The organism is Pectobacterium araliae (assembly GCF_037076465.1).
Classification (GTDB): domain Bacteria; phylum Pseudomonadota; class Gammaproteobacteria; order Enterobacterales; family Enterobacteriaceae; genus Pectobacterium; species Pectobacterium araliae.
Genome location: NZ_AP028908.1, coordinates 1,010,686 through 1,024,338 on the forward strand (window position 1 = coordinate 1,010,686; position 13,653 = coordinate 1,024,338).

Annotated in this window: 11 protein-coding genes; 3 read left to right on the forward strand and 8 right to left on the reverse strand. The window is 54.7% G+C overall.

Going from position 1 to position 13,653, the window contains the following annotated elements; all coding sequences use genetic code 11:
* The first annotated feature begins 142 nt into the window (after window positions 1–142).
* Window positions 143–1,273: a murein transglycosylase A gene (gene mltA, locus AACH44_RS04575; RefSeq protein ID WP_261848253.1), complete on the forward strand. Its 1,131-nt coding sequence runs from the start codon at window positions 143–145 to the stop codon at window positions 1,271–1,273.
* Between the two features lie 95 nt (window positions 1,274–1,368).
* On the opposite strand, the gene AACH44_RS04580 is transcribed toward mltA, so the two are convergent.
* From AACH44_RS04580 to AACH44_RS04605, 6 genes are read right to left on the reverse strand one after another with little or no spacing between them, the layout of a single operon-like run.
* The gene (locus AACH44_RS04580; protein ID WP_261848254.1) at window positions 1,369–2,286 is read right to left on the reverse strand and encodes a 4-hydroxy-tetrahydrodipicolinate synthase family protein; all 918 of its coding nucleotides are present in this window, start codon (window positions 2,284–2,286) and stop codon (window positions 1,369–1,371) included.
* Between the two features lie 43 nt (window positions 2,287–2,329).
* Complete coding sequence (locus AACH44_RS04585; protein WP_261848255.1) at window positions 2,330–3,031, reverse strand: TetR/AcrR family transcriptional regulator; 702 nt, start codon at window positions 3,029–3,031, stop codon at window positions 2,330–2,332.
* The gene (locus AACH44_RS04590; RefSeq protein ID WP_261848256.1) at window positions 3,016–4,719 is read right to left on the reverse strand and encodes an ABC transporter ATP-binding protein; all 1,704 of its coding nucleotides are present in this window, start codon (window positions 4,717–4,719) and stop codon (window positions 3,016–3,018) included. Before AACH44_RS04590 ends, AACH44_RS04585 begins: the two co-directional genes overlap by 16 nt.
* A complete protein-coding gene (locus AACH44_RS04595; protein WP_261848257.1) occupies window positions 4,716–5,651 on the reverse strand; it encodes an ABC transporter permease in 936 nt (311 codons plus the stop codon). Before AACH44_RS04595 ends, AACH44_RS04590 begins: the two co-directional genes overlap by 4 nt.
* Window position 5,652: 1 nt before the next feature.
* Window positions 5,653–6,639 (reverse strand): ABC transporter permease, encoded by a 987-nt coding sequence (locus tag AACH44_RS04600; protein ID WP_261848258.1) that lies wholly within the window; start codon window positions 6,637–6,639, stop codon window positions 5,653–5,655.
* A gap of 52 nt (window positions 6,640–6,691) precedes the next feature.
* On the reverse strand, window positions 6,692–8,278 hold the full coding sequence (locus AACH44_RS04605) for an ABC transporter substrate-binding protein (protein ID WP_261848259.1): 1,587 nt from the start codon (window positions 8,276–8,278) through the stop codon (window positions 6,692–6,694).
* A gap of 413 nt (window positions 8,279–8,691) precedes the next feature.
* Between AACH44_RS04605 and AACH44_RS04610 the strand changes: the two genes are divergently transcribed.
* Both AACH44_RS04610 and tcdA read left to right on the forward strand, forming a co-directional pair.
* Window positions 8,692–10,950 carry a molybdopterin-dependent oxidoreductase gene (locus tag AACH44_RS04610; protein ID WP_261848260.1) on the forward strand — a complete coding sequence of 753 codons (2,259 nt, stop codon included), beginning with the start codon at window positions 8,692–8,694 and terminating at the stop codon, window positions 10,948–10,950.
* A 68-nt stretch (window positions 10,951–11,018) separates the two neighbouring features.
* Window positions 11,019–11,837: a tRNA cyclic N6-threonylcarbamoyladenosine(37) synthase TcdA gene (gene tcdA, locus AACH44_RS04615; protein WP_182812851.1), complete on the forward strand. Its 819-nt coding sequence runs from the start codon at window positions 11,019–11,021 to the stop codon at window positions 11,835–11,837.
* A 15-nt stretch (window positions 11,838–11,852) separates the two neighbouring features.
* On the opposite strand, the gene csdE is transcribed toward tcdA, so the two are convergent.
* Both csdE and csdA read right to left on the reverse strand, forming a co-directional pair.
* The gene (gene csdE, locus AACH44_RS04620) at window positions 11,853–12,308 is read right to left on the reverse strand and encodes a cysteine desulfurase sulfur acceptor subunit CsdE (protein WP_261848261.1); all 456 of its coding nucleotides are present in this window, start codon (window positions 12,306–12,308) and stop codon (window positions 11,853–11,855) included.
* Window positions 12,309–12,311: 3 nt separating this feature from the next.
* Window positions 12,312–13,517: a cysteine desulfurase CsdA gene (gene csdA, locus AACH44_RS04625; RefSeq protein WP_261848262.1), complete on the reverse strand. Its 1,206-nt coding sequence runs from the start codon at window positions 13,515–13,517 to the stop codon at window positions 12,312–12,314.
* Window positions 13,518–13,653: the final 136 nt, after the last annotated feature.

Below are 13,653 nucleotides of genomic sequence, written 5' to 3' on the forward strand. Positions count from 1 at the left end.
AAAATAGCTGTTCGCGATGCGGTATGCCGACGGCGAACTATTCCCCCTTACCGCGTTGATTTATGCGCTATCCCATTCCTTTCTCAATAGGCGTTTGTTATCGTTCGACGGTAAATTTTTGATGTAAAAAGCGAGCGCAAAAATGAAGGGACGGTGGGGAAAATATGTGCTGACCGCAGTGGTCATTGCCATTTTGGCGGGGTGTCAATCCAGGCCAACCGATCGCGGGCAGCAATATAAAGATGGTCACCTCAACCAGCCTTTGGAATTGGTGAATGAACCGAATGCCAAAGGGAAACCGGTTAACGCGCGGGATTTCATGACCCAGGTTGCGGAAATTCGGTCGGCATCACCGAATCTTTATGCGCGCAATAACACCATCTTTCAGGCGATAGAAAACTGGATGATGTCAGGGGCGGATACTCGCGAGCTGAGTAAATTTGGTCTGAATGCCTGGCAGATGGAAGGCGTTGATAACTTTGGTAACGTGCAGTTCACCGGTTACTACACGCCAGTATTGCAGGCGCGCTACACCCGCCAGGGAGAATTCCGCCATCCTTTATATGCGATGCCGTCGAAGGGTAAAAATAACCGTCGGTTGCCGGATCGTGCCGGCATTTATTCAGGCGCGCTGGATGAGCGACTGGTTCTCGCCTGGACTAACTCGCTGGTCGATAACTTCATGATGGAAGTGCAGGGCAGCGCCTATATTGATTTTGGTGATGGACGCCCGTTGACGTTCTTCGGCTATGCGGGCAAAAACGGCCATGCCTATCGCAGTATTGGTAAGGTGTTGATCGATCGTGGTGAAGTGCCGCGTGAAGAAATGTCTATGCAGGCCATCCGCAAGTGGGCAGAACAGCATTCCGAATATGAAGTGCGTGAACTGTTTGAGCAGAATCCTTCCTTTGTGTTCTTTAAGCCAATGATGTCTGCGCCCGTCAAAGGGGCTAGCGCCGTGCCGCTGGTGGCGAAAGCCTCCGTCGCCTCTGACCGTTCGCTGATCCCAGCAGGCACGGCTCTGTTAATGGAAGTACCGCTGCTGGATAACGTCGGCAAATTTACCGGTAAGTATGAAATGCGCCTGATGGTTGCGCTGGATGTCGGTGGCGCGATTAAAGGCCAGCACTTCGATATGTATCAGGGCATTGGGCCGGATGCGGGACATTCAGCGGGGTTTTATAACCACTATGGCCGAGTCTGGGTGTTGAAGAACGGGCAAAACAGTATGGCGAACGGTTCCGGCTCGCTGTTAGTGAGTAACCCACAGTAGTTATCTCTTCGTTTAACCTCTCAGAAGTGGCTCAAGATTTACGCCACTTCTGAGATAAAACTCTTGCGTTCCACACGCTACGTTCCAAAAAAGAATCAGCGGTTAAAGCCGTATTTACTGCTCAGTCCTAATTCATTCACGATGCGAACGCCTGAATCCAACGCTTCGTCCTGTAAACCCCGCAGCGGACGACGCAGACTGCCTGCTGGTAAACCTACCGCCTTCATCAAGGATTTCACCGCCACCGGATTGATTGCCGAGTAAGTGTAGTGCAGCAGCGGCAGCAAATGTTGATAGGCCTTACGGAAGCGTTCTGCATCCTCGCCGTTTTTCCACGGACGAGAAATTTCAGCCAATTCTGCCGGTGCAATATTGCCCGTCATGTTGGCCGTTCCGTGGCCTCCCAGCGACATCGTTGGCACGACCAGACCCAGATTGGGCGAGTCGCAGCACATCACCGACACATCAGGGTTCCCCGCCAGAACTTGTGCCACTTGACCCACACGGGTGGTGGATTCTTTATGAATAACGTAGTTCGGGTGTTGGAAAATACGCAGCAGCGATGTCCAGTGCAGGTCTGTTTTTACGCGCGGTGGGTTGTTATAAATCCCTAACGGCAAATCGGTAGCGTCTGCAATTTCCAGAAAGTAGCTTTCGATATCGCTCTCGCTGGCACAGATATAGGCGGGGGCGGCGATGATGGCACCGTCTGCACCGTTGTCATGTGCATAGCGAACATAGTCACTGGTGGTATCGGTATTGTTACCGGTACAGCCATAGAACAGTTTCATTTTGCTGGTGCTGTATTGCGCGGTTCGGCGGATGATCGCCTTTCTCTCATCTGGGGACAGCATGGACACTTCCCCCGTTGAGCCCATAATCAAAACGGCCGCCGTGCCGTTGTCTTCCTGGAATTTTAATAACGCCTCAAATGCGCCGAAATCCACGCTGCCATCGTCATTAAAAGGCGTAATGAGGGCAACGAATGACCCTTCAATTTTTTCTCTGCTCATGTCTGTTTCCTGTCAATGTAAACGTGTTGCGAATAACTAAAAATCAGGACTGAAGTGATATCTCAGTCAGTGGTTCGGCGATAAAACCTGCCTCGACAAAACGTAATAGATGCGACAGCACGCGATCGTCATCGCGGTTGTCACACAGCCCTTTGGAGAGCAACGCCAGACGGCCAGAACGCGGATCGGCGTCGGTTAACACGTGCATGGCGGCACCACGGGCAAATTCATAGCGCCAGATAACCTCCGCGCGCGATAACGCCGGCAGCGCCTGAGAAAAGGCATCGATAAAACGGTGAGCGACGTGATCAAACTGAGCCGAAAGCAAGGCGGTTACCTCCAGACCCGGTGTCGCCCGCAAATGCTGTAACAGGCGAACGACAATACGTCCGCCGTCGGGCGTGCGGGCTGTTTTAACCAGCGGACGCAATAGCGCATCCAGCAGCGCGGCAACGGGCAGTTCATCACCCTGATTGGCCTTTTCCACTTCATCCAGCAGACGCGTTCTTTCGTCATTTAACGGGCCGAGAACGTTGTCCAGTACGGCACGCAGTAATCCTTCTTTCGAACCAAAGTAATAATTCACCGACGCCACGTTTACGTTGGTGGCTTCGGTGATTTCACGAATCGTCGTCAGTTCACTGCCTTTGCAGGCGAAGATCGTGATGGCTTCACGCAGGATTCGCTGTTTGATGTCCGCTTCTTTTTCTTTGCTTTGCGTTTTGGTTTTCAATAATGCCACCATGATTCATCCTTTTGCTCACGCTTGCCGTCGGGGACGGCATCGATCAGTTTGCGGGTATACGGGTGCTGTGGCTGATGCCAGATGCTGTGGTGATCGCCACTTTCCACACAGCGTCCGTTTTGCATCACCATGACCCGATCGGCGATATAACGCACCACCGCGAGGTCGTGGGAAATAAACAGCAGCGACAGACCCATTTCGTTTTTTAACTCCACCAGCAAATTGAGAATTTGTGCCTGAATAGAGACATCGAGTGCGGACACCGGCTCGTCACAAATCACCAGCGAAGGCCGTACCACCAGCGCACGGGCAATGCCGATACGCTGGCGCTGCCCGCCAGAAAATTCATGGGGATAGCGGCTCAGGCTGCTTTGCGGCAAACCGACACGATCGATAATATTGTTGATTGCCTGCTGTCGCTGCGGACGATCGCCAAGGCCATGTACGATCAGCGGCGTTTCGAGAATATGCTGAATACTGTGGCGTGGATTCAGCGAGGCGTAAGGATCTTGAAAGATCATCTGCACCCGCTGACGTAACGCTTTCAACCGTGATTCTTTTAGCGCGGTGATGTCTTGCCCATCGAACACGATCTGCCCGTGTGAAGGTGGTAGCAGGCGCAGAATGGTTTTGGACAAGGTGGATTTACCACAGCCGGACTCGCCCACCAGACCGAGGGTTTCTCCGGGTAAAATAGTCAGTGACACATCGTCAACCGCCAGTACTTTGCCCTGCGCTGTTGAATAGCGGGTATGAATGTTTTTCAGCGAGAGCAGCGGCGACTGGTCCGTATCGGTAGCACGGTGAATCAAACTGGGCGGCGTCAGCAGGGTAAAGCCTTCTTCCGTTGGCGCATGATGGATTTCCGCCAGCCGATGGGTACGGTAATGCCTGTCCTGATCCATGTGTAACGATGTCGCTAACAGCCCGCGCGTATAACTGTGCTTGGGAGAGACGCCGTGTGTGGATGACTGAAACAGGTCAGCCGCCTGGGCTTCTTCGATCTTTTGCCCGGCATACATCACCGCCACGCGATCGGCCCATTGCGCCACCAGCCCGAGATCGTGGGTAATCAGCAGTAAACTCATCGAGAATTCACGACGCAGGTTATCCAGTAGCGCCAGAATTTGTGCCTGAATGGTAACGTCCAGCGCCGTAGTCGGCTCATCGGCAATCAGCAGGCGCGGTCGGCACGCCACCGCCATGGCGATCATGACGCGCTGACGCTGTCCGCCAGAAAGGTTATGCGGATAGTCATCCACTCGGCGGGCGGGTTCTGGGATCTTGACCAAATCCAATAACTCGATAGCACGCGTTCGTGCCTGTACAGGCGTCAGCGCCTCGTGCAATCGCAGCGTTTCGCTAATCTGCTGCCCGATGGAAAGCACCGGATTGAGCGAGGTCATCGGTTCCTGAAAAATCATCGATAGCGCATTGCCACGCAGTTGACGCATCTGCCGATCTGGCAGGGTCAGCAGATCCTGTCCATCAAACAGAATATGACCGCTGATTTTTCCTGGTTCGGCGACCAGTCGCATCAGGGACAGCGCCGTTGCGGATTTACCACAGCCGGATTCACCGACCAGCGCCAGCGTTTCTCCGGCGTTAATCGTCAGGTTTAATCCTCGAACGGCCTGATGACCGGGAAAATCGACGTGTAAATCTTGAATATCGAGCAGCGGCTTCATGCGCTTCTCCCCCGTAACCGTGGGTTCAGGGCATCGTTCAACGCGTCGCCAACCAGATTCAATGACAGTACGGTTAAGACCAGTGCGGTGCCGGGCAGAGCGGTAAGAAACCAGGCGGTACGCAGCGACTCCCGGCCTGCGCCGATCATGCTGCCCCAGCTCACACGGTTCGGATCGCCAAAGCCTAAGAAGGACAGGGCGGATTCAATCAAAATGGCCGAGGCAACCATGACGGATGTGGTGACGATGATCGACGGCAGGGCGTTCGGCAGCATTTCCTGAAAGATGATACGCAGACTGGAAAATCCCTGACTGCGTGCGGCTAACACAAAATCGCTTTCGCGCAGGGAGCGAAACTCGGCCCGTACCAGACGGGCAATCGTTGGCCACGAGGCAATCCCGATAGCCAGTGAAATCAGCGTAACCGAAGGCGAACCGATGGCGACCAGCACCACGACCAGCAAAAAAGTCGGGAAGGTCTGGAACAGTTCGGTGATATGAACCAGCAGGTCATCAACCCGACCGCCAAAATAGCCCGCCAGCGCACCGACGACGGTGCCAATTAACAGGCTGACGATGACCGCCGAGAAACCGATCTGCAAGGACACCTGTGAACCGTGGACGATGCCAGCAGCAACATCCCGGCCCATCGAATCGGTTCCTAAGGGGAAATCAGGGTTTTCGCCCGGCCACAAGAAAGGCTGAGCAACCATATCCAGCGGATCGCCGGGATACAATAACGGTGCGAAGGCGGCCATCAGAAATACCGTAATCAGCAACAGCAGGCCAGCCATCCCCGCGGGATTGCGGATAAATGCACGCACCTCCGGCGACAGGCGAAAAGGCGTTTTTAACGGGCGAGCTGCCGCTGAGCTAACGCCATCCGCTGTGGCTTTCTTCGATGTGAGATTTTCAGGAGAAAGGTGATTCATATCAGCGTGCCTTAATTCGGGGATCGAGCCAGGATTGCAGTAAATCCACCAGCACGTTAGCCAAAATGACTAAGAAGGCAGAAAGCAGCAGAACGCCTAATAAGACGTTGAAGTCGCGAGCCATCACCGCTTCCAGCGCCAGACGGCCCAGCCCCGGCCAGCTAAAGACTGTCTCGACCACGGCTGCTCCACCCAGCAGATTGCCGAAGTGCATCCCCGCCACGGTAGTGATAGGCAGCAGCGCACAGCGCAGAATGTGCCTGACGGTCACCCACAGCGGCGACAGTCCTTTGGCATGTGCAGTGCGCACGAAATCCTGCTGGGTGATTTCCAGCATGGCTGCGCGGGTCAGACGGGCATAAATGGCAATAAAAAAGCTGCTCAGCGCCACTACAGGAAGGATGGCATGCTGCAACATATCCTTGAAATACGCCCAACCGGTCAGGTTCGCGCCGATGGTGATATTGCCGCCGCTTGGCAGCCAATCAAGATGTACGGAAAACAGAATCAGCGTCATCAGGCCGATCCAGAATCCCGGCGTGGAGTAGAGCAGCAGCGCGATGAGGGAGAGCAAGCGGTCGGGCCATTTACCTGCCCACACCGCCATGATCGTTCCCAGCGTTATACCGATGACGATGGCAAAGACCTGCGACAGCAGCATCAGGAAAAGGGTGCCCGGCAACCGTGACAGGATCAGATCCATTACCGGCGCATTGTAGCGAGGCGAAAAGCCGAGGCTGAACTGCGCCAAATTACCTAAATAAACAGAGAGCTGTTGCAGTATGGGTTGATCGAGACCGAATTGAGCGCGCAGGTGTGCCATCGTCGCTTCGGTTGCATTGCCTGATTCGCCAGCCAGCACATCAACGGCGTCTCCCGGTACCAGTTGCAACAGGAAAAACACCAGAATGACAATGCCAATGGCCGTTGGCAGCGCATGAAGCAGGGTTCGCCACAGTACGCGTCCGATTCGTTCTACTTTATTCATCACATACCTTCATGGGATTCCCCTGCCAGCGCAGGGGAATGCTGTATTACGATTACTGATCCAGCCACACGTCGGCCAGGCTGCCGTTGACGCCCTGAATATCCGTGACGACGTTGTGCACGCGCTTGTTGTAAATCGTCTGGCGCTTAATCTGGAGCAGGTTCAAATCGGGAATATCCGTGGCGATGATGCGTTGGAACTGCTTGTACAGCTCCACGCGTTTTTCAGGATTGGTTTCCACCGAGGCTTGCTCAAGCAGACGATCGACTTCCGGGTTGCTGTAATGTGAGCCGTTGCCGAAAGGCACGCCCGGTTGATAGGTTTTTGACCAGTACAGGCGCTGTACGCCTACGGCGGGATCGAACAGGTTCGAGATGGAACCGTTGTTGAAGTCAAAGTCGCGGTCGGTATAAACGCGCTTAACGAAGGTGGCGAAATCCTGCGAGCGAATGGTGACGTCGATGCCGACTTTGGCGAGTGACGATTTGAGGTATTCCGCTACGCGTTTGAAGCTATCGCCATAGGGCATGAAGTCATGTACCAGCTTGAAGCGGATACCGTTTGCCTGACGCGGGAAGCCGGCTTCATCCAGCAGTTTGTTTGCTTTGGCAATATCGAAGCCATAAGGAGAGGGTGTCGCATCATGAAACTGCGCCAGCTCCGGCGTAATGGGTGTCGGTGAACTTACCGCGTAGCCGTACCACACCACGTTTTTCAACACATCAATATTGATGCTGTGCGCAATGGCCTGGCGAACTTTCAGGTTCTTCAGATAAGGGTTATCCAGATTGAACTCGATGCGAGTTTGCGTTGGGCTATAACCATAGCCCGCGGTTTCAATACCCAGCTTGGGGTTTTTCTTGATACGTTCAATTTCACTCAGCGGAACGGGAGAGTCGCTTCCCAGATCCAACGCGCCGGTTTCAAGCGCAATGGTGCGAGTGGCGGCATCGGGAATGATTTTCACCACCAGTTTATCAACGTAAGGCTTGGGGCTGTCCCAGTAGTTCGGGTTACGTTCATACAGGATATGGCTGCCACGTACCCATTCCTTGAACACAAACGGGCCAGTACCAATCGGCGCGGTATTGTGAGGATTAGACAGAATGTCCGTGCCTTCGTATAAGTGCTTCGGCACGATAGGTGCTTCGTTGGCGGAGAACGCGCTCAACAGATAAGGTGCGGGTTTGGACAGTTCAAGGATCGCGGTATACGGATCGGGGGTTTTCACGTCGGTGACGTTGGCGAACGTACCCTGACCACGTGAATTGTATTTTTTGACGGTCAGAATGGAAAACGCAACGTCCGCAGAGGTGAAGTCTTGCCCATCATGCCATTTCACGCCTTTACGCAAATGGAACGTATATTGTTTGCCGTCTGGGCTAACCGACCAACTGGTCGCCAGCTGCGGGGTCGGTTTCATATCGAAATCGTAATTCAGCAAGCCTTCAATCACCTTGGCGTTGATTTTCATCACTGCGCCGCTGGTGCTAACCAGACTGGTTAAGACCGGTGGCTCAGGCTCGGCCAGAAAATTCAGCGTGCCGCCGCGCTTGGGCGTCAGGGGTTCCGCCTGTGCGGCAAGGCCGAAAAGCGAAGATGTCAGAATCAGCGCTGACAAGAAGTGATTTTTTTTCATATTTCCCATCCGTATGCAGAGGGCAGCGTTGTGCGCTCCACCTTTATTTTTTTAATGGCGTGTTTTGAATGATGTGCTTTGGGTGACAAAAAACCGTTCTCTTCAGGAGGAGAGAAAGAAGGCTGGGTTAAGTCAACATCGGGGCAGCAATGAAATAGCATCATTACCGTTGCTGTGTGGTGTCATGGTTTTCATGCTGCGTTCCTGGTTTGAATAACGAACAAAGAATAAAATTGCCTGAACCGACGCTTTATTTTCTGGTTAAATCCTAGTCCAACGTATGTTTTAAACGAACGTTTAAATATGGATAACAAATGCCACATTATGCATAAGCTATTCACTCTTCTTGCTGTTGGGGACGTGAATAATTCAGGTTATTATCCACCCTGCTAATTACTTATCCTGAGGTTGTCATGGCGATTAAACGTTATCCACATCTTGCGCATTGGGGCGCGTTTACCGCTGTGGTTGAAGACGGCAGGCTGATTCGATGCGAGCCGTTTGCGGGCGATCCGGCTCCTTCCCCGATGCTCGATTCCATTGTGCCGCTGGTGTATTCCGACCGACGTATCCGCCGTCCATCGGTACGCCGTTCCTGGCTCCAGAAACGCGAAAATAGCGATAAAACGCTGCGCGGCCGGGAGGATTTTGTTGAGGTGGATTGGGATGTGGCGCTTGATCTGGTCGCGCAGGAGAATCGCCGTATTCGCGATCGCTACGGTGCGGACGGCCTGTTTGCGGGTTCCTACGGCTGGTCGTCTGCCGGGCGTTATCACCACGCGCGCTCTCAGGTGCGACGTTTTTATTTCTCCGGCGGTGGCGCGGTCGATCAACAGGGAAATTACAGTTGGGGCGCGGCGCAGTTCTTCCTGCCGTACGTGATTGGCACCTTCCACCCGCTGACAGGCAAGGTAACCGAATGGCGCAGCGTCGTCGAACACTGTGATATTTTCCTCGCGTTTGGCGGTCTGGCGCTGAAAAACGCCCAGGTGGCCTCCGGCGGTGCCGGGCATCATACGCTTAAACCTGCATTGGAAACGCTGGTGGCGAAGGGGATTCCGGTCATTAACATCAGCCCGATGCGCGATGATTGCCCTGAGTTTGTGAATGCTGAATGGATTCCAATCCGCCCGAATACCGATGTCGCCCTGATGCTGGCGTTGGGTTATGAAATTCAGCGTTTGGGTGCTGATGATAAGGATTTCCTGCAACGCTACTGTGTTGGCTACGAGCAATTGAGTGACTACTTGCATGGTCGCGGCGACGGCGTGGTGAAAACCCCCGAATGGGCCAGCGACATCACGGGTATTCCTGCCGAGCGCATCCGACGTCTGGCGCAGCAGTTGATTGGCGTGCGCAGCTTTATTACCTGTTCTTATTCCGTGCAGCGTGCGCACCGTGGCGAACAGCCTTACTGGATGATGATTGCGCTGTCTTCCATGCTGGGACAGGTGGGGTTACCGGGTGGTGGATTCTCCTTCGGCCACGGTTCGATGAACAGCGTCGGCAACGAACGTATTTCAACGCCTGCACCCGCCTCTCCGTCAACCCCGAACGCGGGGCAGGCGATCCCTGTGGCGCGTATTGCCGATATGCTACTGCGTCCGGGAACGCCTTATACCTTTCAGGGCGAAACCCATACTTATCCCGATATTCATCTGATTCATTGGGCGGGCGGCAACCCGTTCCATCATCACCAGCAGTTGAACCGTCTGGTGGACGGCTGGCGCAAGCCGGATACGGTGATTGTGCAGGATATCGTCTGGACGCCCGCGGCGCAGATGGCGGATATCGTGCTGCCCGTCACTACCACGCTGGAGCGTAATGACATCGGCGGGTCGTCTCGCGATCGTTTTATCTTTGCCATGCATCAGGCGATTGCGCCGCAGCATCAGGCGCGTAATGACGTGGATATTTTCAGCGAACTGGCGGAGCGTCTGGGCTATGGCGACGCATTCACGCAAAACCGCAGCGAGCAGCAATGGCTGGAACACCTGTATGACGAATGTCGAGCAAGGCAGCGGGATGCCGCTGACCGCTGGCCGTCATTTGAGGAATTCTGGCAGCAGGGACATGTAGAAATCCCGATGGATGAAAAGCCGTTTGTGTTCTTTGAGGATTTCCGCCGCGATCCGCAGCAGCATGCGCTGAGTACGCCAAGCGGTAAAATTGAACTGTTTAGTTCGGCTATCGCCAGCTATGGCTATGCCGATTTTGCGCCGCATCCTGAGTGGCAACCTCCCGTTGAATGGCTGGGAGCCGAAAGCTCGGAAGAATGGCCACTGCACTTTATTTCCATTCAGCCATCCGATCGTTTGCACAGTCAACTGGCTGCCACGCCGCAGGTTGCTGCGAATAAAACCGCAGGAAAAGAGACGCTGTACATGCACCCGCAGGATGCCGCCAAACGGGATATCGTCGACCGCTCTCAGGTGGAAGTCAGAAATGCGCGTGGCCGTATTCTGGCGGGCGTACAGATTACCGATGGCGTCACGCCGGGCGTGGTGATTATGTCCACCGGTGCCTGGTTTGAGCCCGGCTTCGGCCAGAAAACGTGGCATCCGGTTGAACAATCAGGAAATGCAAATGTACTGACGCTGGATATCGGTACGTCGCCGCTGACGCAGGGGCCGAATGCTATGAGCTGTCTGGTAGATGTCGTGCGGGTTTAGCGCTATCCTGAGCCGCTTTTTCTCGCTGTTTTATTTTCCTGTGATTTTGTTTTCGTAAGGTTGGTTGAATGAGTACGCAATTATCCGAAGCCTATTTGCAACGCTTCGGCGGCACCGCGCGGTTATATGGTCAACAGGCGCTGGCGCTGTTTTCTCAGGCTCACGTTTGTGTGATTGGCATTGGTGGCGTCGGCTCCTGGGCGGCTGAGGCGCTGGCACGTACCGGCATCGGTGCGATCACGCTGATCGATATGGATGATGTGTGTGTCAGTAACACCAACCGGCAGATCCACGCGCTGCGTCAGCATACTGGGCAGTCGAAGACGGAAGTGATGGCTGAACGTATTCTGGCGATCAACCCAGAATGTCACGTCACCTGCGTGGATGATTTCATCAGCGCGGAAAACGTGGCCGAGCTGCTCGACCAGAATTTCAGCTATGTGATTGACGCCATCGACAGCGTGCGCCCGAAGGCGGCGCTGCTCTCCTACTGTCGCCGCTATAAGATCCCAGTGGTGACCACTGGCGGTGCGGGTGGACAGATCGATCCGACCCGCATTGAGGTGGTCGATCTGGCGAAAACCATTCAGGATCCGCTGGCCGCCAAGCTGCGTGAACGGCTCAAGCACGATTTTAACGTGGTGAAGAACAGCAAAGGGAAGCTGGGGATCGACTGCGTGTTTTCCAGCGAACCGCTGGTTTATCCGCAGCCTGATGGCTCCGTTTGTGCATCGCGCAGCACGGCAGACGGAGTCATGCGTATGGATTGCGCGTCAGGCTTTGGCGCCGCGACAATGGTCACCGCAACCTTTGGGTTTGTTGCGGTATCCCATGCGCTGAAGAAGATGATGGCGAAAAGGGAAAGAGCGTCTGCGTTGCAGAAATAAATAGCCTGAGTGGTTCTACTTGAGTGAAGCCTCTTGTTCGGCAATCTCCTTGATTCTGGCGGCCAGCGCCGCCAGCCCGCTTGAACGGGAAGCGCTGAGTTGAGCGCGTAGCCCTAGGCTATCGAATAGCGCCAGCGGATCGTGCTGCAATAGCGCTTCTGGCATTTTTCCCTCAACGTCGGTTAACAAAACCGCCAGTAATCCCCGCACAATGCGCCCGTCGCTGTCGCCATAAAAATGCAGCCTGCCGTCTTCCTGACGTTGATAACCCAGCCAGACGCGATTTTCACAGCCGGATAATGAAACTTCCTCGGTTTTCAGCTCCTCGGGCAGCGTTGGCAGCGCTTTTGCTAGTAAAATGAGCTGCCGATAGCGATCTTCCCATGCGCGGCAGGCATCGAATCGCGCCAGCAGGTCGGCGACGGTGGTGTGGTGGCCAAAAGGATGCGTGGTGTCAGTTGTCTGGGTCATGGTTTAGTCGATCAATAATTCAAGGGCGCTGCCCACTGCGGCGATCAGCGCAGCAACATCCTGTTGGTTGTTATAGGGGGCAAACGAGGCGCGGAGTGTGCCGCTGACGCCGAGCGCGTCCATTAATGGCTGCGCACAGTGATGCCCAGCACGCAGTGCGATGCCGCTTTCAGCTAACAGCGTAATCAAATCGCTGTGGTGCACATCGGCAATATCAAAGGACAGCACGCTGGACTGTGGGCTACGGAAGCTGCGAAAGCCGGGGAACTGCGCCAGATGCGTTTCGGCAAGCTGTGCTAACTGCTGGCTGTGCTGCTCTACGGCGTGCCAGTCCAGCGTGGTCAGCCAGTCTAGTGCCGCAGACAGACCGAGCACGCCAGCAATGTGCGGCGTTCCGGCTTCAAAACGCTGTGGAATCGCCTGCGGTTTGAAGCCGTCAAAGGAAACCTGCGTCATCATCTTCCCGCCGCCTTGCCACGGCATCATGCTTTCCAGTAAGGCGGTTTTGCCGTACAGCACGCCGATCCCGGTGGGGGAATAAAGCTTGTGCCCGGAAAACGCGTAGAAATCGATATCCAGCGCCTGTACATCGGGCGGGCAGTGAACGATGCCCTGCGCGCCGTCAACCATCACCACTGCACCATAGCGGTGAGCCAGCGCAATCGCGCGCGCCAGATCGGGCTGGCCGCCTGTCACGTTTGACATCTGTCCCAGCGCCAGCAGGCGGGTTTTTGGCGTGATCAGCGTGGCTAGCTGTTCGATATCCGGTAACAAGTCCGAGCCTATCGGCAACTTCACAATCTTAGCGCCAGTTTGCTGCGCCACCATCAGCCACGGAATGAGGTTCGCGTGATGTTCTGCTTCGCTAACGACGATCTCGTCGTCCGGTTGAAGGCGAGGGCGGGCATAGCTCTGCGCGACCAGATTGATCGCTTCCGTTGTGCCCCTGGTCCAGACAATAGAACGTGGATCGTCGGCGTGGAGTAACGTGGCGACTTGCTCACGAGCGCCTTCAAAATGCTGGGTTAACGCCTGTGCGCCGCGATGCTGGCTGCGATGTACCGTGCCGCTCTCGCTACAATAGAACTGCTGTACAGCATCAATGACGGACTGCGGTTTCAGCGCGGTCGCTGCACTATCAAGATACACCGTCGAATGCTGGAGTGCGGGGAACTGTTGGCGAAAAGTAGTCGGGTTAAACGGTGTCATGAGCATCCTCTTTTGGAGGGCAGATCCTGTCCCATTTTGTCGAGAGAGACAAGTTTAGGACTATACTTAATGCGATTTTATGGAAAAAAAAATAACTGTTGCTACGCTTTAAAGTGTTAATTTTCAGGGTTTCCTG

What these genes read in the sequence shown, in the direction of transcription:
- mltA (WP_261848253.1), top strand. Translation starts at nt 143, where the DNA reads ATGAAGGGACGGTGGGGAAAATATGTGCTGACCGCAGTGGTCATTGCC.
- AACH44_RS04590 (WP_261848256.1), bottom strand. Translation starts at nt 4,719, where the DNA reads ATGAAGCCGCTGCTCGATATTCAAGATTTACACGTCGATTTTCCCGGT.
- AACH44_RS04600 (WP_261848258.1), bottom strand. Translation starts at nt 6,639, where the DNA reads ATGAATAAAGTAGAACGAATCGGACGCGTACTGTGGCGAACCCTGCTT.
- csdE (WP_261848261.1), bottom strand. Translation starts at nt 12,308, where the DNA reads ATGACCCAGACAACTGACACCACGCATCCTTTTGGCCACCACACCACC.
- AACH44_RS04610 (WP_261848260.1), top strand. Translation starts at nt 8,692, where the DNA reads ATGGCGATTAAACGTTATCCACATCTTGCGCATTGGGGCGCGTTTACC.
- AACH44_RS04605 (WP_261848259.1), bottom strand. Translation starts at nt 8,278, where the DNA reads ATGAAAAAAAATCACTTCTTGTCAGCGCTGATTCTGACATCTTCGCTT.
- AACH44_RS04595 (WP_261848257.1), bottom strand. Translation starts at nt 5,651, where the DNA reads ATGAATCACCTTTCTCCTGAAAATCTCACATCGAAGAAAGCCACAGCG.
- AACH44_RS04580 (WP_261848254.1), bottom strand. Translation starts at nt 2,286, where the DNA reads ATGAGCAGAGAAAAAATTGAAGGGTCATTCGTTGCCCTCATTACGCCT.
- csdA (WP_261848262.1), bottom strand. Translation starts at nt 13,517, where the DNA reads ATGACACCGTTTAACCCGACTACTTTTCGCCAACAGTTCCCCGCACTC.
- AACH44_RS04585 (WP_261848255.1), bottom strand. Translation starts at nt 3,031, where the DNA reads ATGGTGGCATTATTGAAAACCAAAACGCAAAGCAAAGAAAAAGAAGCG.
- tcdA (WP_182812851.1), top strand. Translation starts at nt 11,019, where the DNA reads ATGAGTACGCAATTATCCGAAGCCTATTTGCAACGCTTCGGCGGCACC.